The 20,568-nt window shown below is 33.8% G+C and carries 20 protein-coding genes; 17 read left to right on the forward strand and 3 right to left on the reverse strand.

All coding sequences use genetic code 11. From position 1 onward, the window contains the following. Nucleotides 1-92 precede the first annotated feature (92 nt). A complete protein-coding gene (locus tag ACH2CJ_RS02025) occupies nt 93-2,594 on the forward strand; it encodes a PspC domain-containing protein (RefSeq protein ID WP_394990407.1) in 2,502 nt (833 codons plus the stop codon). 128 nt (nt 2,595-2,722) lie between these two features. Here the strand turns inward: ACH2CJ_RS02025 and ACH2CJ_RS02030 are convergent, their stop codons facing one another. Next, entirely contained in the window at nt 2,723-3,052 is a 330-nt protein-coding gene (locus ACH2CJ_RS02030; RefSeq protein ID WP_394990408.1) for an L-rhamnose mutarotase, read from the reverse strand. A gap of 213 nt (nt 3,053-3,265) precedes the next feature. On the opposite strand from ACH2CJ_RS02030, the gene ACH2CJ_RS02035 reads away from it, so the two are divergent. Beyond that, entirely contained in the window at nt 3,266-3,487 is a 222-nt protein-coding gene (locus tag ACH2CJ_RS02035; protein WP_015028821.1) for a DUF2795 domain-containing protein, read from the forward strand. A gap of 116 nt (nt 3,488-3,603) precedes the next feature. Then, nucleotides 3,604-4,422 (forward strand): SdiA-regulated domain-containing protein, encoded by an 819-nt coding sequence (locus ACH2CJ_RS02040; RefSeq protein WP_394990409.1) that lies wholly within the window; start codon nt 3,604-3,606, stop codon nt 4,420-4,422. A 51-nt stretch (nt 4,423-4,473) separates the two neighbouring features. Here ACH2CJ_RS02040 and prfB read toward each other — a convergent pair. Beyond that, nucleotides 4,474-5,548, reverse strand: a protein-coding gene (gene prfB / locus ACH2CJ_RS02045; protein WP_394990410.1) for a peptide chain release factor 2 whose coding sequence is annotated in 2 segments (ribosomal slippage) — nt 4,474-5,487 and nt 5,489-5,548 — 1,074 coding nt in all. Because the reading frame shifts where the segments join, the coding sequence is not laid out codon by codon here. A gap of 296 nt (nt 5,549-5,844) precedes the next feature. After that, complete coding sequence (locus tag ACH2CJ_RS02050; RefSeq protein WP_394990411.1) at nt 5,845-7,470, reverse strand: hypothetical protein; 1,626 nt, start codon at nt 7,468-7,470, stop codon at nt 5,845-5,847. Nucleotides 7,471-7,858: 388 nt separating this feature from the next. On the opposite strand from ACH2CJ_RS02050, the gene ACH2CJ_RS02055 reads away from it, so the two are divergent. The 14 genes from ACH2CJ_RS02055 (at nt 7,859) to ACH2CJ_RS02120 (ending at nt 20,331) form a co-directional block, all read left to right on the forward strand. Beyond that, entirely contained in the window at nt 7,859-8,968 is a 1,110-nt protein-coding gene (locus ACH2CJ_RS02055) for a hypothetical protein (RefSeq protein ID WP_394990412.1), read from the forward strand. Next, complete coding sequence (locus tag ACH2CJ_RS02060; RefSeq protein WP_394990413.1) at nt 8,965-11,325, forward strand: glycosyltransferase; 2,361 nt, start codon at nt 8,965-8,967, stop codon at nt 11,323-11,325. The genes ACH2CJ_RS02055 and ACH2CJ_RS02060 overlap by 4 nt, the downstream gene beginning before the upstream one ends. A gap of 151 nt (nt 11,326-11,476) precedes the next feature. Next, nucleotides 11,477-12,043: a helix-turn-helix domain-containing protein gene (locus tag ACH2CJ_RS02065; RefSeq protein ID WP_394990414.1), complete on the forward strand. Its 567-nt coding sequence runs from the start codon at nt 11,477-11,479 to the stop codon at nt 12,041-12,043. Between the two features lie 33 nt (nt 12,044-12,076). Then, on the forward strand, nt 12,077-12,523 hold the full coding sequence (locus ACH2CJ_RS02070; RefSeq protein ID WP_394990415.1) for a response regulator: 447 nt from the start codon (nt 12,077-12,079) through the stop codon (nt 12,521-12,523). Between the two features lie 58 nt (nt 12,524-12,581). Further along, entirely contained in the window at nt 12,582-14,798 is a 2,217-nt protein-coding gene (locus ACH2CJ_RS02075) for a CHASE3 domain-containing protein (protein ID WP_394990416.1), read from the forward strand. 308 nt (nt 14,799-15,106) lie between these two features. Then, nucleotides 15,107-15,697: a DUF4142 domain-containing protein gene (locus tag ACH2CJ_RS02080; protein WP_394990417.1), complete on the forward strand. Its 591-nt coding sequence runs from the start codon at nt 15,107-15,109 to the stop codon at nt 15,695-15,697. A gap of 186 nt (nt 15,698-15,883) precedes the next feature. Further along, complete coding sequence (locus tag ACH2CJ_RS02085; protein ID WP_394990418.1) at nt 15,884-16,453, forward strand: ferritin-like domain-containing protein; 570 nt, start codon at nt 15,884-15,886, stop codon at nt 16,451-16,453. 285 nt (nt 16,454-16,738) lie between these two features. Then, nucleotides 16,739-16,897, forward strand: coding sequence for a lmo0937 family membrane protein (locus ACH2CJ_RS02090; RefSeq protein WP_394990419.1), 159 nt, complete (start codon nt 16,739-16,741; stop codon nt 16,895-16,897). Between the two features lie 29 nt (nt 16,898-16,926). Further along, nucleotides 16,927-17,301 carry a YtxH domain-containing protein gene (locus ACH2CJ_RS02095; RefSeq protein WP_394990420.1) on the forward strand — a complete coding sequence of 125 codons (375 nt, stop codon included), beginning with the start codon at nt 16,927-16,929 and terminating at the stop codon, nt 17,299-17,301. Between the two features lie 75 nt (nt 17,302-17,376). Further along, nucleotides 17,377-17,721, forward strand: coding sequence for a hypothetical protein (locus ACH2CJ_RS02100; RefSeq protein WP_394990421.1), 345 nt, complete (start codon nt 17,377-17,379; stop codon nt 17,719-17,721). 10 nt (nt 17,722-17,731) lie between these two features. After that, a complete protein-coding gene (locus ACH2CJ_RS02105) occupies nt 17,732-18,142 on the forward strand; it encodes a hypothetical protein (RefSeq protein ID WP_394990422.1) in 411 nt (136 codons plus the stop codon). A 241-nt stretch (nt 18,143-18,383) separates the two neighbouring features. Further along, a complete protein-coding gene (locus ACH2CJ_RS02110; protein ID WP_394990423.1) occupies nt 18,384-18,572 on the forward strand; it encodes a CsbD family protein in 189 nt (62 codons plus the stop codon). A gap of 174 nt (nt 18,573-18,746) precedes the next feature. After that, nucleotides 18,747-19,463 carry a ferritin-like domain-containing protein gene (locus ACH2CJ_RS02115; protein ID WP_394990424.1) on the forward strand — a complete coding sequence of 239 codons (717 nt, stop codon included), beginning with the start codon at nt 18,747-18,749 and terminating at the stop codon, nt 19,461-19,463. Between the two features lie 73 nt (nt 19,464-19,536). Continuing rightward, on the forward strand, nt 19,537-20,331 hold the full coding sequence (locus tag ACH2CJ_RS02120; RefSeq protein WP_394990425.1) for a ferritin-like domain-containing protein: 795 nt from the start codon (nt 19,537-19,539) through the stop codon (nt 20,329-20,331). The last annotated feature ends 237 nt before the right edge of the window (nt 20,332-20,568 follow it).

Consider the following 20,568-nt stretch of genomic DNA (forward strand, 5'->3'; position numbering starts at 1 on the left):
CGTTCGTTTTGGCGTATTTTTAAGTATTGCATATCGCTTTTTTTTGCAAAGGTCGCACAAACGCACGTTAATATAATAATTTAGTGTTCAAAATGTCTACTATACAAATAAATATAGCAGGCATGGTTTTCAACATCGAGGAAGATGCCTACGACAAACTCAACAATTACCTATACTCGATTAAGCAATATTTTTCTTCGTATGAAGGTAATCAAGAAATCGTTTCGGACATTGAAGCTCGAATTGCTGAAAAGTTTTGGACAAATCAAAAGTCTGATAATCAGCCAGTTATAAGCATTGATGCAGTAAATGACCTTATCAAATCAATGGGAACTGTTTCTGATTTTGAAGCGATTCAGGAAGAAGAAGACTTGAGAAACACCTCACAATCTACCGCTGGTAGTGAGCAGTCTACAGTGGGTGGCGTGCCTCCTATAGCAGGTGATACTAATTCAAAAACAGCTGCTGCTTCGCCAAAACGCCTTTATCGCGATGTAAAACGCAAGGCTTTGGGTGGTGTTTTGGCTGGTTTGGCTCACTATTTCAATATTGATGTGGTTTGGATGCGAATCATTTATTTATTCCTTTTCTTGGGTTTACCACCAATCAGTGAGGATTTAGGCCCTCTTTCTGGCTTTATTTTTTTAGCCTATTTTGTATGTTGGATAGTTTTTCCTCCGAATGCTAATTTAGACGAAGATAAAAAAATCAAGAAATTTTATCGAGATAACGACAGCAAGGTTTTGGGCGGTGTTTGTAGTGGTTTAGCCGCTTATTTTGGTGTTGATATTACGGTTATTCGCTTGTTATTTGTAGTGGGTGTATTTTTGTTTGGAACAGGCTTTTTAGCTTATATCATTCTATGGATTGTGGCTCCAAAAGCACAAACTCTTACCCAAAAAATGGAGATGAAAGGCGAACCTGTTACCCTATCAAATATTGAAACAAATATTAAAGAAAGTATAAATGTTGATAAAAATGCTCCTGAAAATGGGCTGACAAAGGTTTTATTGTTCCCTTTCCGTTTGGTTGGAATTATTATTAAAGGCTTGGGAGAAATACTAAAAAACCTTGGGCCAGTGGTAAGAGTTCTTGCAGGAATTGTGCTGATGCTATTCTCATTGTCGATTTTGGTTGCCGTAGTAGCTTCGATAGCCGCATTTTTTGGCGTGGTTTCGGGCATTGAAGGTACAGAGTTTTTTGACAACAGTCCATTTAAAGTATTCTCGCAAGATATTCATCCAATGACGGGTTTCTTTGCTTTCTTGGCAATGTTTACACCTTTCTTAGCTTTGCTGTTGGTGGGTTTGATATTGGTGAGCAATCGCAGCATTGGTACTCGTAACTTCTGGATTTCGTTGCTTGGACTTTGGTTGGCTGGTTTGATGGGAACTGGTATTTTAGCTACTAAGTATGCCTTTAATTTCAAGAAAAAAGGAAGAATTGAACAAACCAAAAACTACCCTTTTACACTTTCTGGCAAGACATTGGTTTTATCTTCAAACAATAACCAAGATGATAATTTTGATGGAATGCAGATAAAAGAAGATGTAAATGTAAGTTTAGAAGGCTACGAAGGAACTGATTTGAAACTCGAACAACGTTTTGAAGCATCGGGTCGTACGAAGGTAGAGGCAGAAGCTAACGCTAAAAATATTCTTTATAATATTGCCCAAAAAGATTCGATATTGGCTTTTGACCAGAAAATATTATTACCTGAAAAAGCTCGTTTCCGTGGACAAGACCTTGAAATGACGCTCTATATTCCTTTTGAAAAGCCATTTAAGATAACTCAAGATTTTTATCACAGTGTTTATCGTTCAGATTGGAATCATAGAAGTTTCGACATTGATGGTGATGATATTGACAAATATACATTCATAATGAAACGTGATTCAGGAATGATTTGTAGAGATTGTCCGAAGTTAAACGATGAAGAAAGACAATCTTTGAATGAAGGTTACAACGATGGCGATGAATCATCATTCAATTATGAGGTTTTTGAAAATAAAGGTCAGCATGAAAGGAAATTTGATACAAAAAACTTTAATAAAGTTGAAGCTGGCGGAGCATTTGTGGTTACAATTCGCAAAGGTGACACTTACAGCATCACTGCCGATTCGGACGACAAAGAAGAATTAGATGATTTGGATTTGGATGTTGATGGTAACACCCTGAAAATCAGCCATAAAGATAAGTTTAGCTTTAATAATCGCAATCAAACGGTCAGATTTAATATTACGATGCCAAGGTTAGAAGGAATTGATATTTCGGGAGCTTCGACAATTAAAGTTATTGGCTTTAAAGATAAAAACCAAGATTTAGATATTCAGCTAACAGGTGCCTCGAAAGCTGCAATTGATGTTGAGGTTCGCCGAATCAATTTCAGTGCTTCTGGAGCTTCAAAAGCGGATTTGAGAGGCTCGGCAGATAAAATGGATATGGATATTTCGGGAGCGTGCCATATTGATGCCAAAAGAATGGAAATTAATCAAGTAAAAGCAGAAGCAAATGGTGCGAGCCGTGCAAGCTTTGGAAAAGTTAAAAACCTCAATTCGGATACAAGCGGAGCGAGTAAGATAACAAGAGAGTAAATCAATGTGTGAATGATAGAATGAGCGAATGTGTGAATAAACCTCATTCGCCCATTCTGTGTTATCACTCAATAGACTTCCTGCGAAAGTGTTTTTCGACTTAAAATACTTTCGCAGGAAGTCTAATATTATAATTTAAAAATTTGCTTCATTAATACCCATTTCTCATTACTTTTTGCCATTGGTAAAGCCTGCTGATATTTCCACATAAGGTTTTCCCATTCCTGCACTTTTGGATTATTGGCATCCATTTCAGATTTTTTTTCAAACGAAAATTCATCTTCGGTTTCCATAATCATAAACAAGCGATTGCCAATTCGATATATTTCCATGGCAGTAATGCCCGAATCGGTAATGCTCTTGGCTATTTCTTCCCTAATTTTTTCGTGATATTTTTCATATTCAGCAATTAGGATTGGGTCATCAACAAGGTCGAGTGCGAGCGTGTAGCGTTTCATTGGATAAAATATATTTGTTAAAGAGGATTCCTAATTAATTGATTATCAAGACGTTTTAGAGAAAAAAGAATTTATTTTTGCCTGTTTCACAATAAATTCTTTAAAAAACGTTTGAAATTAAATAGATTTTTTCGTTATTTCATTTGACAAATTAAAAATTGTTATACTTTTGCAGCCTAAATTTTTTGTAACACTAAATAAGTATTAAAAACTATGTATTGGACACTTGAACTTGCGTCGTATTTGGAAGACGCTCCGTGGCCCGCTACAAAAGATGAGTTGATAGATTTTTCGATTCGTTCGGGAGCACCCATTGAAGTTATCGAAAACCTACAAGAACTCGAAGACGACGGACAACCGTATGAGAGCATCGAAGAGATTTGGCCCGATTATCCAACCAAGGATGATTTTTTCTTTAATGAAGACGAGTATTAAATATTGAGTATGAATTTATAATTCATACAACGTGTTTTATTCCTTCAAAACAAAGCAACAATTAGATTTTTCTAACTGTTGCTTTGTTGTTTTTGTACATTCAAAACTAAATTCTTATGAATATTCTACAAATCATTATTGTATTTATTGTTGTTGCCATATTGGTCATTTCTTGTTTTCCAAAAAAGAAGAAAAGCGATTATGTTGTTTCGTATGATTTTCAAAACCCGACAAAAAGCATGATTCTTCCTGAGAATCTCAAAGAAATTTCGGGATTGTCGTTTTATAAAGACAATCAATTAGCGTGTGTAAACGATGAAAAAGGAACAGTTTTTATATATGATTTGCTGAAAGAACAAATTATTGAGCAAATAGAAATTGGCAAAAATGCAGATTATGAAGGTATTGAAGTAGTGGATGATGAGATTTTCATCATGAAAAGTAATGGTAAAATTAAAGGATTTAAAATAAACGGAGGAGAAGAAAGAAAAATTGACTGTACCAATGAAGATGTAAAAGAATATGAAGGTTTAGGCTATAATCCTACAACAAAAAGCCTTTTGTTAGTTACCAAAGAGCTTAAAAAAAATAAAAACGACAAAAAAGTGATTTATGCCTACGATTTAGAAAAAGAAACCTTTGCCAAGAATATTTCTATTTCGGAAGATATGACAAGAGGCAGCGATGGAAAAAAGACATTTGCACCTTCGGGAATTGCCGTACATCCACTCACAGGCGAACTTTATGTTATTTCTTCACAAGGAAAAAAACTATTAATTTTATCGGCAGCAGGAGAACAATTGGTTTTGGTAGAATTAGACGACAAACTGTTTCGTCAGCCAGAGGGTATTTGCTTTACACCAAATGGTGATTTGTATATTTCGTCAGAAGGAGAAAAAGGAGATGGGTATATTTTGAAGTTTTCATCCAAATAAACCTATCTCCTTCTATTTTGCTTTTAACTTTTATCGTGGTCTATCGACTATTTAGTTTTCCATCAAAAACCCTTTTATGAAGTCATCGATTTCGCCATTTAGCACAGCCTCAGTATTTGAAGTTTGAATATTAGTTCGGTGGTCTTTTACTCGTCGGTCGTCTAATACATAGCTTCTGATTTGTGAACCCCACTCGTTTTTCATTTTTCCGGCTTCAGTTTCAGCTTTTGCAGCATTGCGTTTGTCAACTTCCAATTGATAGAGTTTAGACTTCAACATTTGCATAGCACGCTCACGGTTTCCGAGCTGACTTCTATCAACCTGACAAACAATCACAATGCCCGAAGGTTTGTGCGTAAGCTGTACTTTTGTTTCTACTTTATTTACATTTTGCCCACCAGCACCACCAGAGCGAGAAGTTTGGATTTCAATATCAGCAGGATTGATCTCAATCGTAATGGTATCATCAACCAAAGGTGTAACAAACACCGAAGCAAATGAAGTATGACGACGGGCATTTGAATCGAAAGGCGAAATTCTGACCAAGCGATGCACGCCATTTTCAGATTTCAAGAAACCATAGGCCATTGGTCCTTCGATTTGTAATGAAACTGATTTTACGCCAGCCGTATCGCCATCTTGAAAATCAAGCTCTGAAACTTTATAACCTTTTTTGTTTGCCCACATCAAATACATCCGCATCAACATACTTGTCCAGTCTTGGCTTTCAGTACCGCCTGCACCAGCATTTATTTCGAGAATCGCACTAAATTGGTCTTCTTCGTTAGAAAGCATTCGTTTCAACTCCAAATCTTCCAATACAAGTTCTACTTTTTTGCCTTCCTCGTCCACTTCTTCCTCAGTTACGTCGCCCGCTTCATAAAACTCATAAAGCGTTTCGAGGTCGCCGATTACGGCATCGGCATTTTCGTAGCCGCCCGTCCAGCCTTTCAATACACGTACTTGTTTCATTACGGTTTCGGCTTTTGTGGCATCAGTCCAAAACTCAGGTTGTGCAGTTTGTTGTTCTAAATCTTCGAGTTGTTCTTTTTTGCTATCGTAGTCAAAGATACCCCCTCAAAGCCGCTAATCTGGCCTTTAACTCCTTCAATTGTTCGGTAGTCATATTATTTGTGAAATGAATGATTAAAGTACAAAATTAGGCATATTTGCTTAGAAAACCATCTTTTATAAATAAAGACGTTAAAGATAAAATAGCTCGCAAATGAATGAGGTATATTTTTGATTTTGTATTTTTAAATCTCTTAAATCAACTCGAAATCTTTGAGAGTTTAGAAAATATTTTTACTTTCTTGAAAACATGGGGGGCAAGGGGTGCAAATGTATATAAATGCTACCATTTTGCAAATATGTCAATTTTTCTTGTTTTACAAATTATGCGAATAAATTTCAATAAAATTTTCATATCACTTTCGCATCAAAAACGCCTGTCAAAATCTTTCCTTCTCGCTTTACTTGCAGCCAAATTCTGTAATTCCCTGTTTTCGGAAAAACATAAGGAAAAGTAACCTCACCACCATGATGCCCATTGGCTTCGTGTTTCATATCACCCATCAAAAATTTATCTCGATCGGCTTCGGTCATTGTTTGAAGTTTTGCCAATACATTATCTATACTATCTCTAAATCGTTTTGGGTTATTCAGATTAGGTCGTTGATTAGTTGTTTCAGCAATTCGTTTTTGCATTATCTGCACGGCAGTCGTCGAAAAAGTGCCATTTGGATGCAAATGAATATAAACCGAACCATCATCTTTTATGACGGCAGCGTGTCCCATCATGCCTAAGTAAGTTTGTAATTTAGCAGCTTTTCCGTCGGGAGCGAGTACCGAAAATTTCAAATCATAGACTTTTCCAGCCATCAATTTTTGATTAGGTATTTCTTCCCAAACTATGCTCGAACCATCTTGCAGAGGTGTTTTTACTCCTTGCGTTCCACATATTGTAATAGTCGCATCTCGGAGTAAATTAGCCTTTGTATTGATTGCATTTGTAACTACATAGGTATCGTCCGAATCGCCTGATAGCACAGATAAAACGTTTACTTTGGGTGTTTGCGGAATTTCTACGGTATCAGTAATGGTATTTTGCAAGCCATGAAAACGTAATACGTCGGCATAAATTAAATATTTTCCTGCGGGTAAATTAGGCAAAATGGCTTCAAAAGTAACGGTATCTTTTCGCACAGGATGAAGGTGAGCAAAAGCATCCATCGTACCTTCTTTTACTAAAAATAGGTGCATTAGTTTGCCGTGGTCAGGAACAATAAAACTTGTCAAACGCCCTTTTACAGAAGTCGAATCAATCATAAAACTCAAAACTCTTTGCCCATTTTCTATCTTTATTTTTGAAGTAGCTGTATATGGCTGATACATAAATCGCTGATAATCAGCCGATTCTGAATTCCACCACATATTTCCACCAAACAATAATAATCCGCAAAACGAAGCCCCAATGGTAGAGCCAACTAAACGTCGTCTTTGTGTTTTTTTATCAAGAAACTGTCCCGATTTCAGCAAACTATCACCAGTACTTGCACCAATAATAGTGGTCATAATTCCGACTAAAAGCAAAGCTAAACCTGCCAAAATCCAACCTAACGAACTTGGTAGTTTTCGTTGAGCTGTTGAAAGTGCCGCAATCGGAATCAACACTTCACCTTTGCCCCTTGCTCCTTCAATCGTAATTTTTACACTGGCAGCACCACTTTCCATGAGCCAAATTTGCCCATCATAGCTTCCTGCTGCAGTCAAAATACCTTCATCAGAGCGTGGAGAACCTTCATCGCCTGTAAAAAAATAAATCGGACTCATTTTCACACTCGTAATGTCCTTACCATCAACCATTACAGAAATTTTGGCAGTGCCAGGAATTACATCGGGCGGCTCTACATAAACTTGTACTTGATAATTGCCCGCTTTGCCTTCCTGCACAACTCCCGCACTTCCGATATGGGCAAAAGTGATGAATGGAGTAGAAAAAAGTAATAATATTGTAAGAAAATTATTTCTTGATTTTAAATATGTCATTTCAATTTGTTTTAGGTCTTTTCTAAAATTAAAATTACACAATTTTATATTGATTTGGAAGATTACATGAATGAAAAATTTCTAATAGCTAATAAAGAATTTTCTTCCGAGGCTAATATTAGTGTAGTTTTATAATTTAATCAGTTTTAACTTTTTTCAGGATTATACATTACATCATTCCCACATTTTAGGCAACAAGTCTATTATTTAGTCTTTTACTTCTAAAAACTCACTTTCCCTTATTTCTGTCTTGTTTTTTAATCGTTTATCATCCCTTTGTGTAAATCAAATCAATAACCCAGTTAAAAATGTGTGAATGATGTAACTATTCTCTAAAGTTATATAACAGATATAATATCAAATTATTCGACCTTTACATTGCCTAAAATTGATTCAATTACTTGCTGTATTTGATATTGAACTGGATAAGTTTTCCAAACAAGCAATTCGGGAGATAAATATGATAGAGGTAAAGAAAGAGGGTGTTTTGCTTAAAAAAACGACTTTTGGTTTTGAAAATGAGGGAGTATTGAATCCTGCGGTTATACAGGAAGATGGCATCATCCATCTTTTCTATAGAGCAGTAAGCAAAGGTAATTTTTCAACAATTGGTTATTGCAAATTGAAAGACCCGATAACGATTGAAGAACGTTTGAATATACCTGTGATTTTTCCACAAGCAACCCACGAATCTAAAGGTATTGAAGACCCTCGGATTGTAAAAATTGATGATTTATATTACCTCACCTATACGGCTTATGATGGCATAAATGCTTTGGGAGCTTTGGCAACATCGAAAGATTTAGTGCATTGGGAAAAATTGGGGTTGATAACTCCTCAAATCTGCTATGATGAGTTTAATCGATTTGCCAGCTCAATTAATGCTCTTAATGAAAAATACCATCGTTATAATGGAACAGGAGGAACTTATGAAAAGCAAGGCAAAAAAATGTTACTTTGGGATAAAAATGTTATTTTCTTTCCAAGAAAAATAAAAGATAAATTTTATTTCCTACATCGGATAAAACCCGATATTCAAATCGTTTCAATAAATAATCTAAATGAGCTTACTCCTGACTTTTGGCAAACATACTTTCTTCATTTTAATCAGAACATAGTGCTTGCATCACAATACGAACACGAAGTAAGTTACATAGGAGGAGGTTGCCCACCGATAGAAACAGCAGAGGGTTGGTTAATAATTTATCATGGTGTACGTGATACACTTAAAGGCTATGTTTATTCGGCTTGTGCAGCGTTGCTTGATTTAGAAAATCCACAGCAAGAAATTGCTCGCTTACCATATCCATTATTTAAGCCCGAAGAGACTTGGGAGTTGGAGGGAGAAGTAAACAATGTTTGTTTCCCTACGGGTTCAGTTTTATTTGAAGATACACTTTATATTTATTATGGTGCTGCCGATGAGCAAATTGCTGTAGCATCTGTTAGTATGTCTAATTTATTAAATGAATTATTACTAAATCCCATAAATAAATGAGAAATGAAAGTTTTTTTAATCATACCGCTATATTGCCATTTAGCAAGCAAAAAATTAGTGCAAGAAACAGAACGTATTTGTTGGATACTACCCATCAATTACCCGAAATTTTATTCATTACTTCATACCCTCCTCGTGAGTGTGGTATAGCTACCTACTCACAAGATTTGATAAAAGCATTGAATAATAAATTTAGCAATTCATTCAAAATAAGTATTTGTTCTTTAGAGTCTGAAAACGAAAAGCATGTTTATAGTGATGAAATCAAATATATTCTCGACACCGATAATTCAAATGCTTTTATTAAATTGGCAGAGATTATCAATGATAATGATGCCATTGAAGTAATAATGATTCAACACGAATTTGGTTTCTTTAGTAAAAAAGACAAAGAATTTAAACAATTTTTAAATCTTCTCAACAAACCTACTATCATTGTTTTCCATACAGTGCTACCAAATCCTGATGATGCATTAAAAAACAAAGTACAGGAAATTTCTCATTTGTGTGAGTCTATCGTTGTGATGACCAATGCTTCTGCAAAAATATTGGAAAATGATTATAGCATTTCAGACAATAAAATTTCTATTATTCCGCATGGTACCCACTTAGTTGCTCATTCAGATAATGAATTTTTAAAGAAAAAATATAATTTAACAGACAAAAAAGTTCTCTCTACTTTTGGATTACTAAGTTCAGGAAAAAGTATTGAAACTACTTTAGAGGCACTGCCAGCCATCGTTAAGATAAATCCTGATGTGCTGTTTCTAATTATCGGCAAAACACATCCTGGAGTTGTAAAGCAAGAAGGAGAAAAATACCGTCTTATGCTTGAAGCAAAAGTACAATCATTGCAACTTCAGCAGCACGTAAAATTTATAAATCAGTATTTGAAATTAACTGACTTGTTGGAATATTTGCAATTGACCGATATCTATTTATTTACCTCAAAAGACCCAAATCAAGCAGTAAGCGGCACTTTTTCTTATGCCATGAGTTGTGGTTGTGCTATTATTTCTACGCCAATCCCACACGCAAGAGAAGTACTAAAAGATGATGCAGGAATTATCATTAATTTTGGAAACTCACAGCAATTAGCTAAGGCAGTAAATAGCTTATTGAAAGATGAAGTTTTAAGAAAAAATATTAGTTTAAACAGCTTACATACTATTGTACCATCGGTGTGGGAAAATGCTGCCATTGCTCATGCTTTGTTGTTTGAAAAAATTAGTGAGAATCAGATTTCATTGAATCATAAAACTCCAATAGTCAATCTGGATCATATAAAAAGACTGACTACTAATTTTGGGATGATTCAATTTTCTATTATCAACCAACCTGATATTAGTTCAGGCTATACTTTAGATGACAATGCTCGAGCAATGGTGGCGATATGCCAGCATTACGAATTGACAAGGGATGAAGAAGATTTGAAATATATTCATATTTACTTCAATTTTATCAATTATTGTCTGCAATCCGAAGGCTCATTTCTGAATTATGTTGATAAAGATGGCAGTTTTACAGAACAAAACTATGAAACCAACTTGAATGATTCGAATGGAAGAGCAATTTGGGCATTAGGATATTTGATTTCCTTGAGCGATTTACTACCGCAAGAACTAGTAGCCGATGCTGAATTTACCATTCAAGCAGCCCTATCTAAAGCCAACGCCATTCATTCAACACGTGCTATGGCATTTATAATAAAGGGTTTATATTATCGCAATATCAATAATGAGTCGCCTCAAGATATAGCATTAATCAAAGAGCTTGCCAACCGATTAGTGCAAATGTATAGACACGAAGCGGAGACTGATTGGAATTGGTTTGAAAGTTATTTAACTTATGGTAATAGTATTTTGCCCGAAGCTCTTCTATGTGCTTGGTTAGCAACTGGTATTTCGATTTACAAACAAATTGCTAAATCTTCTTTTGATTTTCTTTTGTCAAAGATTTTTAGAGAAAACCAAATAAAAGTAATTTCTAACAAAGGATGGCTATATAAAGCGAGGGAGTCAGATCAGATAGTAATCGGAGGAGAACAACCTATTGATATTGCTTACACGATTTTGGCTTTAAGGAAATTTTTCCATGTTTTTGAAGATGAAACCTATAAAAATAAGATGAAAATAGCTTTCGATTGGTTTTTAGGGAATAATCACCTGCACCAAATTATTTATAATCCTTGCACGGGTGGGTGTTATGATGGATTGGAAGATAGTTATATAAATCTTAATCAAGGAGCAGAATCAACGGTGAGCTATTTAATGGCACGATTAGCAATTGAAAAAACTTTTAGGACTGAACAAAAAGTTAAATATCAAAGCCAACATTATTTAAAACTAAGTACCTAATTGAGTATATTTATCCGTTATTTTCTGAAGTCCCCACATATATCCATAGTGAAAAAAGCAATTATTATAACGATTGCTTTTTTCATTTTGGATTGTTTTTTTGTATAAACCTATTGCATATCGTATTTTTTTCTATAATTTTGATAAAAAGATGAAACTTTATATTAAATACGACATAAATATAATCTGTAAAAAAGTATTACAAGAACAATTAGATAAATTAGAATTACCGTATGCGTTGATAGGTTTTGGAGAAGTAGAAATAAAAGATAGTGTTGAAAGCGAAAAACTCAAACACCTTAGTTCAAGCTTACAAGAGTATGGAATTGAAATAGTAGAAAGCAATAAAAGTATTCTTGTTCAGAAAATAAAAGATGCTATAATAGAGATGATTTATATGGAAGAGAAGCTTCCTACATCAAAAATCTCTGCTTTTTTAGCCGATAAATTAGGATACAGTTATGGATATATCTCTAATCTTTTTGCCGACGTTACTTATACTTCAATCGAAAGTTTTATTATTCTACATCGAATCGAATTTGCAAAACAACTAATAACTATTGGCGAATTGACATTTACCGAAATTGCCCATAAACTCAATTATAGTAGTATTGCACATTTTTGTACGCAATTTAAAAATACAACAGGACTTACTCCCACCGCTTTTAAGCGAATTATTATTCAACGACGGAATAATAATATTAACAAAAATATATAAGCCAAAATAAAAAACTAATTTAACAATAACTATATGCAAAACGAGCCAATCCATATATTACTTGCTGATGATGACGAGGATGATAGAAATTTTTTTGTAGATGCTATTAAAGAATTAAAAATAAATACCATTGTCAACGTAGTAAAAGATGGACAGGAGTTGATAAACCACCTTAATCATGCCGATAATTTTTTGCCTCACGTTGTTTTTCTTGATCTTAATATGCCCTTTAAAACAGGAATAGACTGTTTAAACGAAATAAAAAGAATTGATCGTTTAAAAGATATTGCCATTGCGATTTATTCTACGTCATCGTCGGAAAAAGATATTGAAGAAACCTTCGTTAGAGGGGCCAATGTTTATATAAAAAAACCAAATAGTTTTTCATCCCTCAAAAAGGTATTATCACAAGTAATTACTCTCAACTGGCAATACCATACATCGGGCTTAAACAGAGATAATTTTTTATTAAGTATTTAATTTAAGGAATTAGGCAATGAGTTATTAACCTTTTTCATTGCCTAATATCCATTATCGTATGAATCCTAAAGTAATTTATACTTCATCTTATATATTAAAGGGTGTTTTCTTAGCATCGCTGTTCCTATTAGTTATTATCTCCAGTATCACTTATAGACATACTGTTACACTAAAAGAATCTTCCGAAGAGGTAGTGCATTCTCATAAAGTTAATCTCGAATTAGAGGAGTTATTATCATATATCAAAGATGCCGAAACAGGGCAACGAGGCTACATTATAACACATGATACCACTTTTCTTATACCCTTCAATAATGCTTACAAAAATGTTAGTCGATCTTTCAATCTATTAAAAGAATTAACAGCAGATAACATACAGCAGCAAAAAAATTTAGATTCCCTCAAACATCTAATCAATATGCGATTTGCATTCTTAGAAATGGGATTACAGAAAGATTCCTTAACCCCTTTCAATAAATCCAATAAAAGTGCATTACATATAAATTTATTGAAAGGTAAAGATATAATGAACATTATCCGTTTGCACATCAAAGAGATGATTGATTTAGAAATGAGAGGCTTAAAAGGACGGGAGCAAAAATATCAAAGCGAAGTTTCTTTTACGCCTCTTTTTACTTTCTCGCTTTTTCTTTTCTCGTTGCTGATTTTTGTTCTTTCTTACTTAATGATTAATAGAAATTTTGATATTCTCAAAAAATCAAACGCACAACTAACAATTATAACCGAATCTTTCAAACAAGCAGAAGTAATAGGTGAGTTTTGCTTTACACAATGGAACTCGGAAACAAATGAGCTTTATTATTCCGACAATTTATATAAATTGTTAGGGTGTAAACCAAAATCATTTGAACCAAATAATGAAAATTATATAAATTTTGTCCATCCAGAAGATAAGTATATTGTTAATGAAGAAGCAGAAATAATGACTAATGGAGGTGTAATTTACCCTCGTTTTTATAGAATCATACGCAAAGATGGCGAATTGCGTTATTTTACATCAGTGGGGAAATTTATTTCAAATATTGAAAACAATAGGACATATATCGGCATCATTAAAGATATCACTCAAAGCTATTTAGATAGTGAAAATTTAGAGCAAAAAAATCGCAAGTTAGAAGAAGCAAATGCCGCCTTGTTGATTACAACTGAATCTTTTAAGCATGCTGAAGAAATAGGTAAATTTAGTAGCTGGATGTGGGATTTAGAAACCAATAAATTGATATATTCTGATAATCAGTATCGTCTGTTGGGCTGTGAGCCACAATGCTTTGAACCAACAATCGAAAACTTTCTTGAATTTGTTCACCCCGACGATAAGCATGTTATCACACAAGGAAACGAGCTGGTGATGAATGAAGATAAATATCCAGCCGCTTTTTTTAGAATTATTCGTAAAGATGGTAAACTGCATTATTTTAAATCTTTAAGTAAAATATTAGAGAATATTGGGGGTAATAAAATGCTGATTGGTATAAATAGTGATGTTACGGAGCAGCACCTAAACAATGTAGTATTAGAAGATAAAAATCGTGAGTTAGAGCGTACCAACACTGAGCTGGCTTCTTTTAACCATGTAGCCAGCCATGATTTGCAAGAACCGCTTCGTAAAATACAATTATTTATCTCTCGCATTAGTGAAAAAGATAGAGGAGGTATGTCGGATGCTGGTAGAGAATATTTGGAAAAGATTCAAGTATCTGCCCACAGAATGCGAGTACTTATTGATGATTTATTATTGTTTTCACGCACCAACAAATCGGAGAAAGTTTTTGAAACAGCTGATTTAAATGTCCTATTAGAAAATGCCCAACAAGAGTTAGCAGAAACGATTGAAGAAAAGGAAGCCGTGATACAGGCTGAACCATTGCCTTTATTGAAGGTAATTCCTTTTCAGATGCAGCAATTATTTCTAAATTTAATTGGTAACGCCTTAAAATACAGTCAGACAGGTGTTAGTCCAGTAATAAAAATTACATGTGAAAAAATAATAGCACAACAATATCCTGTCATAAAAAAAGACACTTTAGATTACTATTACAAAATCTCTATGAGTGATAATGGCGTAGGTTTTGACCAGCAATATGCCGAAAATATTTTTGTTCTCTTTCAAAGATTACACGACACCAACAAATATTCGGGTACTGGCATTGGTCTTGCTATCTGCAAAAAAATTGTTGAGAACCACGGTGGTTTCATTATAGCAGAAGGTCAACCTGAGGTGGGTTCTGTATTTACAATCTTTCTTCCTGCATAAAATTTCCTCACCTACTTTTCTTGATTTTATATAATGTGTGAATCATGTAACTTATTCTTAAAGTTATGTAATACATATTATGTAGCCAGTGCTGAACTTTGTTGAATAATATTTACTTAATGATTTTTGCACTAGAGAATTAACATTTTCTTTAAATCCATACTTATATGAAGAAGGTAGCCATTGAACAATTTGATAATTTAATGTTTTTGTTAGTTTTTTTAATGATTGTCATTATGAATGCTTGCAAATCTTAAGTTAGCCAACAAGCTTTAATAATTCACACATACTTTTTACACATACACACAATGAAAATATTATTTCATACAACTTTTATTATAACAATCTTATTTGGGGTAGCCTCTTGCAAAAATACATCGAAACCTAATGATGTTAACTCGTTTGCAAGTCTTAGTATGGGCAACAACAATATAAGTTCTGAAGCAATTATTGCTGAAGAAAAAGAAAAAGATTCAAAATTTTTGTTTGACGTAGCCAGAGTTAGTTTAGAAGATATTAAACTAGGAAAGTTGGTACAGAAATATAGCACCTCAGCAGAAGTGAAAGAATTAGGAGAAATGATGGAAGATGCTCACACCCAAATTTTAAATGAAATAAGAGCACTTGCAAAAAGCAAAATGATAGATATGCCTACTTCGCTAAGCGAGAGGGCACAAGAAGATTATATCAGTTTGAGTAGTAAATCGGGGAAAGACTTCAATGTAGAGTATTGCGATATGATGGTGATAGGGTATAAAGATACCATAGCCAAGTTTGAGAAAAACTATGCCGAATCGAAGGATACAGATATTAAACAATGGATAATAGATACCCTTCCCGAATTGCGAAAACATCTTAATCATTCCGTTGCCTGTCAAAGGAAGTCGGAAAAAATGTAATAGATAAGGTAAGAGTAATGTAAGAATTATATGGAGTAAAACGCTGACAATCAGCCATTTGCTTAGTTGAAGAAAGGAGAAAAAGATTAAAGTTTAGTAATCAATCAGTTATAGTCGGTTAGTCTGTTTGTATAAAAAAATCCAAAAATAACAATAAATATTTTCTCACACTTTAAAACTACAAAAATGGAGACTACAGAAAAAATGCCAGCTCAAAAAAGCAGTAAAAAACAAAGCAAATCGGAAGTAGCACAAGGCTTACGAGATTTATTTGTAGATGAGTTAAAGGATATATACTGGGCTGAAAAAGCACTCACACAAGCAATTCCTAAAATGATTGATAAGGCAACCGACGAGGAGTTAGTAGAAGCATTAACCAAGCACCTCCAGGAAACCAGAGAACATGTATCACGATTGGAAGAAGTTTTCTCTTCAATTGGTGAAAAAGCGGAAGCCAAAGAATGTAAAGCTATGGTGGGTTTGATTAAAGAAGCCGAAGAAATAATGAATAGTACCGAAGAGGGTATGGTAAGAGATGCGGGAATTATTTCGGCAGCACAAAAGGTAGAGCATTATGAAATAGCAACTTATGGAACACTTTATGCGTTTGCCAATACTTTAGGAGAGGAAGACGCCGCCGATATGCTGGAAGAAACCTTAGAAGAAGAAAAAGCAGCCGATGAAACACTTTCTGGAATTGCAGAATCTTCAATAAATGTAGCTGCAGCTGGTGTAGATGGCGAAGATGCAGATTGAAAAGTGATATAAGCTAATGAATAATATAAAATGCTTAATAAACACAACAAAATATGCTCATAATCGACTTTTTTGTAGGTCAGTTTAAGGTTTCATTTTATATTATTCATTAACATAATTTATATTTTCTTAAAAATAAAATCCACACAACATTTTATTCTATTACAAAAATACTTATCCACACACAACTTATATTCACAACAAACTAATTTATAAACAGCTATTAAATTCACACAACTTACAAATTTAATTTTATTCTCACTTTATTCTAAAAAAACAAACATTATGGGCAATCTACTTTATATAATCGCAGTAATTCTTATTATCTCTTGGGCAATTGGTTTTTTTGCTTTTAGTGTAGGAGGTATTATACATGTATTACTTATAATTGCCGCCATTTCTATTATATTGAGAGTTATTCAAGGAAATAAAAGTTTAAAATAAACATAATTAACAATTAAAGAAAAACAACCATGAGATCAGGAAAAGTATTATTGGGCGTATTAGCAGGCGTAGCTGCTGGTGCATTGATGGGCATTTTGTTTGCCCCTGAGCAAGGTGCAAGAACAAGAAAAAAAATATTGAACAAAGGCGAAGGTTATGCTGATGGCTTGAAAGATAAATTTGATGATTTTGTAGATTCTTTAAATAAAAAATACCAAAATACTCTCAAAGAAGTAGATAGTATGGTATCAAAAGGAAAAGCAAAATACGATGATGGTAAACAAGAAATAGATGACTTGGTAGCAAAAGGAAAAACAAAATACGATGACGCTAAGCAAGAAATGGATATGTTAGCGGCTAAAGGTAGAAATAAATATGAAGATTCGAAAAATGAAGTTGCTTGAATATATATTTAATTAACCTTACTAATGGCATGATTGATATTCTTTCATGCCATTAGTAAATTAAAAACAAATCAAATGATGACCAACAATGAAACACCAATAGAAACGCTTTTTGAAAAAGCGGAAGATTATGGCAAAACAACTTTGGCACTATTAAAGCTAAAAGCGGTAGATAAATCTGCCGATTTTGTGTCTTCTTTTGTTACGCAGTTCGTTTTTTTTATGGTCGTTACAATGTTTATCATTATTATCAATATTGGACTTGCTTTGTGGATAGGAGATTTGCTTGGTAAATCTTACTATGGTTTTTTTGTAATAGCAGGTTTCTATGGAATTATCAGTATTTTACTTCGTTCATATATGGACAAATGGATTAAAGTACCGATAAGCAATTTTATTATCTCTCAAATATTAAAATAATAGAATTATTATGAAAAATGAAACAGATATATTAAAGGACAGAATTAGCTTATTGGAAAACCGCCAAGCTCAAGAATTAATGTTATTAAAAGACAATATTCATCTTTCCTATCAAAGTTTAAGACCAATAAATCTTATTAAAAGTACTTTAAATGAAGTAGCTTTATCTTCTGACATAAAAGATGGTATTTTCAACAATGTTATTGGTTTGATAACAGGCTACCTATCCAAAAAAGTTTTATTTGGAGCAAGCCATAATCCTATAAAAAGAGTTGTAGGAACAGTTTTGCAATTTGCTATTGCCCAAGTAGTGTCAAAAAATGCACATACAATTAAAGCAATCGGCGAAGTTTTGATAAGGCGTATATTTGAAAATAGACAAAGAAGGAAACAAAAAACGCTTATTATAACAGAAAACTGATTATTTCAGGCACAAGCACAGTCGAAAGCCCCCAATCAAGTATTAGAGTAATAACTGTAATTTAGATATAAGTTTAGTTACTGCCATTTAATATAATTATTGATAATTCCCCTCTGAAACTATAAATTTCTGCATAATGTGTGAATATTACAAAAAAATCTAAATATTCTGTAATACTTCATATTTCGGAAATATTCACCTTTGTTATATAATTATCAGCAACTATTAAATATTAAAAACAATGGCAAACTTAACAGAATTAAAGGGAAACTGGAACGAAACTAAAGGCAAATTGAAACAAAAATTTGCTATGCTTACAGATGACGATTTATTGTTTGCAGAAGGTAAACAAGATGAAATGGTAGGCAGACTTCAAGTTAAACTTGGTAAAACAAAAGAAGAAATTCATCAACTTATTGCTGACGCATAAAATCCTCATTGATTTAGACACTCCATAAGAGATAAATAATTTTTTTTAAAAGGCATTTAAAAAAAATTTGACGCTATATAAATCCACACAATATTTTTTCTCGTAAGTACAATTACAAATCGTTTAAATATTTATATAAATATTTAATTTTTCATTTAAACTATTTTTTTTATTATGCACAAATCACAACTTAATTCATCGAGAACACAGCGTTCTGCTGATGAAGTGCCTTCGGGCAACCGACGCAACTTTTTACGTACTGCAGGTCTTACAACTGCCGCAGGTGTCGCCTTTTTAGCAGTTGGCTGTAAGAAAGATGACGAACCTATTGTAACACCAAGTACCGTAGATTTAGGTTCTGGCGATGTTGGAATTTTAAACTATGCTTATGCTCTTGAGCAATTGGAAGCAGCTTTTTACACGCAAGTCATCGCAACGCCTTATTCAGGCATATCTGCTTCTGAATTAGCATTATTGACGGATATTAGGGATCACGAAATTATACACAGAGAGTTTTTTAAAGCGGCTCTGGGCACTAATGCCATAAAAGGATTGGAAGTAGATTTTTCAAAAATTGATTTTTCGAGTCGTGCAAGTGTTTTGGGAACTGCCAAAGTTTTTGAAGATACAGGAGTAGCAGCCTACAATGGAGCAGGAAAATTGATAAAAGATGGTGGATATTTGCTTTTAGCAGGTAAAATCGTTTCAGTAGAAGCTCGTCATGCCGCAGTTATCCGTGATTTGTTGGAACCTTTTACTACCTCTTTCGCTGGTGATGATATTATTGACGGAAACGGTTTGGATGCAGCAAAAAAACCTGCGGATATCCTTGCAGCTGTACAACCTTTTGTGAAAACCCCGTTGAGTGGAGCTAATCTTCCAACGAGCTAATACAAATAAGATTTAACTAATAAGGAAACTTATTATCAATTTTTCAAAAACATTTAAAAACACACAGATAATCATGAATATTTTCAAGATATTATCAGACATAGAAAAAGTAGATGGAGAAGTCTTTGAAAGACTCGAACATGTATCACGCCGAAGTATGTTCAGTACATTTAGTAGAAAACTTGCCGCCGTTGCCGTGCCAACTGTGGTAGCCAGTATGCTCAACAAAGCTTATGCTACTACACCAGGTGCAATTGATGTATTAAATTTTGCATTGACACTTGAGTACCTCGAAGATGAATTTTACAAGAAAGGTGTTGCAACATCTGGTTTAATTCCTGCAACTGATAGGGCTACTTTTGCTCAAATCAGTAAACACGAAACTCAGCACGTTAATTTCTTAAAATCAGCCTTAGGTGCAAAAGCAGTTGCTAAACCTAATTTTGATTTTACTGCTAAAGGTGCTTTTGCCGACGTTTACTCTAATTATAAAACGTTTGCTATTGTTTCTCATGCTTTAGAGGATACAGGTGTACGTGCATATAAAGGACAAGCAGGTAACTTAATGGCAGCAGAAGACAAACCTTTGTTGGAATATGCCCTACAAATACACTCAATTGAAGCTCGTCACGCAGCTGTTGTACGTCGCTTATTGAATACAAGAGGATTTGCACCTGGATTAAAAGGGTGGATTACATTGAATCAAGATAGTCCAGCAGCTGTATATGCTGGTGATAATAATTTGATTCAAGGCGGTGTTAATTTGGCAGGATTGGCGGGTAAAAGCAATGAAGCTATTAGCGAAGCCTTCGATGAACCATTGACAAAAGAGGCTGTGTTGGCAATTGCAGGACCATTTATTGCTTAAAAATAACTTTTAAATTATGAAAAGAGTCGGTGCTGCAAAAGCATAGACTCTTTTTTGTATTTGATGGTTATCATTAAAATCTTCCTTTTTAAATTATTTCTCAATCAATCGCTTTTATTAGAGATTTTTTAAAAGTGAAAATTTAAAACCGTACACAAATAATAATACTTGGAGAAATTAGACGAGTAAAAGACAAACTCGCCTAATTTTGTAAAAATATATAATTATAATATGTAC

Source organism: Emticicia sp., from assembly GCF_043780375.1.
Classification (GTDB): Bacteria; Bacteroidota; Bacteroidia; order Cytophagales; family Spirosomataceae; genus Emticicia.

What these genes read in the sequence shown, in the direction of transcription:
- ACH2CJ_RS02025 (WP_394990407.1), top strand. Translation starts at nt 93, where the DNA reads ATGTCTACTATACAAATAAATATAGCAGGCATGGTTTTCAACATCGAG.
- ACH2CJ_RS02030 (WP_394990408.1), bottom strand. Translation starts at nt 3,052, where the DNA reads ATGAAACGCTACACGCTCGCACTCGACCTTGTTGATGACCCAATCCTA.
- ACH2CJ_RS02035 (WP_015028821.1), top strand. Translation starts at nt 3,266, where the DNA reads ATGTATTGGACACTTGAACTTGCGTCGTATTTGGAAGACGCTCCGTGG.
- ACH2CJ_RS02040 (WP_394990409.1), top strand. Translation starts at nt 3,604, where the DNA reads ATGAATATTCTACAAATCATTATTGTATTTATTGTTGTTGCCATATTG.
- ACH2CJ_RS02050 (WP_394990411.1), bottom strand. Translation starts at nt 7,470, where the DNA reads ATGACATATTTAAAATCAAGAAATAATTTTCTTACAATATTATTACTT.
- ACH2CJ_RS02060 (WP_394990413.1), top strand. Translation starts at nt 8,965, where the DNA reads ATGAGAAATGAAAGTTTTTTTAATCATACCGCTATATTGCCATTTAGC.
- ACH2CJ_RS02065 (WP_394990414.1), top strand. Translation starts at nt 11,477, where the DNA reads ATGAAACTTTATATTAAATACGACATAAATATAATCTGTAAAAAAGTA.
- ACH2CJ_RS02070 (WP_394990415.1), top strand. Translation starts at nt 12,077, where the DNA reads ATGCAAAACGAGCCAATCCATATATTACTTGCTGATGATGACGAGGAT.
- ACH2CJ_RS02075 (WP_394990416.1), top strand. Translation starts at nt 12,582, where the DNA reads ATGAATCCTAAAGTAATTTATACTTCATCTTATATATTAAAGGGTGTT.
- ACH2CJ_RS02080 (WP_394990417.1), top strand. Translation starts at nt 15,107, where the DNA reads ATGAAAATATTATTTCATACAACTTTTATTATAACAATCTTATTTGGG.
- ACH2CJ_RS02085 (WP_394990418.1), top strand. Translation starts at nt 15,884, where the DNA reads ATGGAGACTACAGAAAAAATGCCAGCTCAAAAAAGCAGTAAAAAACAA.
- ACH2CJ_RS02090 (WP_394990419.1), top strand. Translation starts at nt 16,739, where the DNA reads ATGGGCAATCTACTTTATATAATCGCAGTAATTCTTATTATCTCTTGG.
- ACH2CJ_RS02095 (WP_394990420.1), top strand. Translation starts at nt 16,927, where the DNA reads ATGAGATCAGGAAAAGTATTATTGGGCGTATTAGCAGGCGTAGCTGCT.
- ACH2CJ_RS02100 (WP_394990421.1), top strand. Translation starts at nt 17,377, where the DNA reads ATGATGACCAACAATGAAACACCAATAGAAACGCTTTTTGAAAAAGCG.
- ACH2CJ_RS02105 (WP_394990422.1), top strand. Translation starts at nt 17,732, where the DNA reads ATGAAAAATGAAACAGATATATTAAAGGACAGAATTAGCTTATTGGAA.
- ACH2CJ_RS02110 (WP_394990423.1), top strand. Translation starts at nt 18,384, where the DNA reads ATGGCAAACTTAACAGAATTAAAGGGAAACTGGAACGAAACTAAAGGC.
- ACH2CJ_RS02115 (WP_394990424.1), top strand. Translation starts at nt 18,747, where the DNA reads ATGCACAAATCACAACTTAATTCATCGAGAACACAGCGTTCTGCTGAT.
- ACH2CJ_RS02120 (WP_394990425.1), top strand. Translation starts at nt 19,537, where the DNA reads ATGAATATTTTCAAGATATTATCAGACATAGAAAAAGTAGATGGAGAA.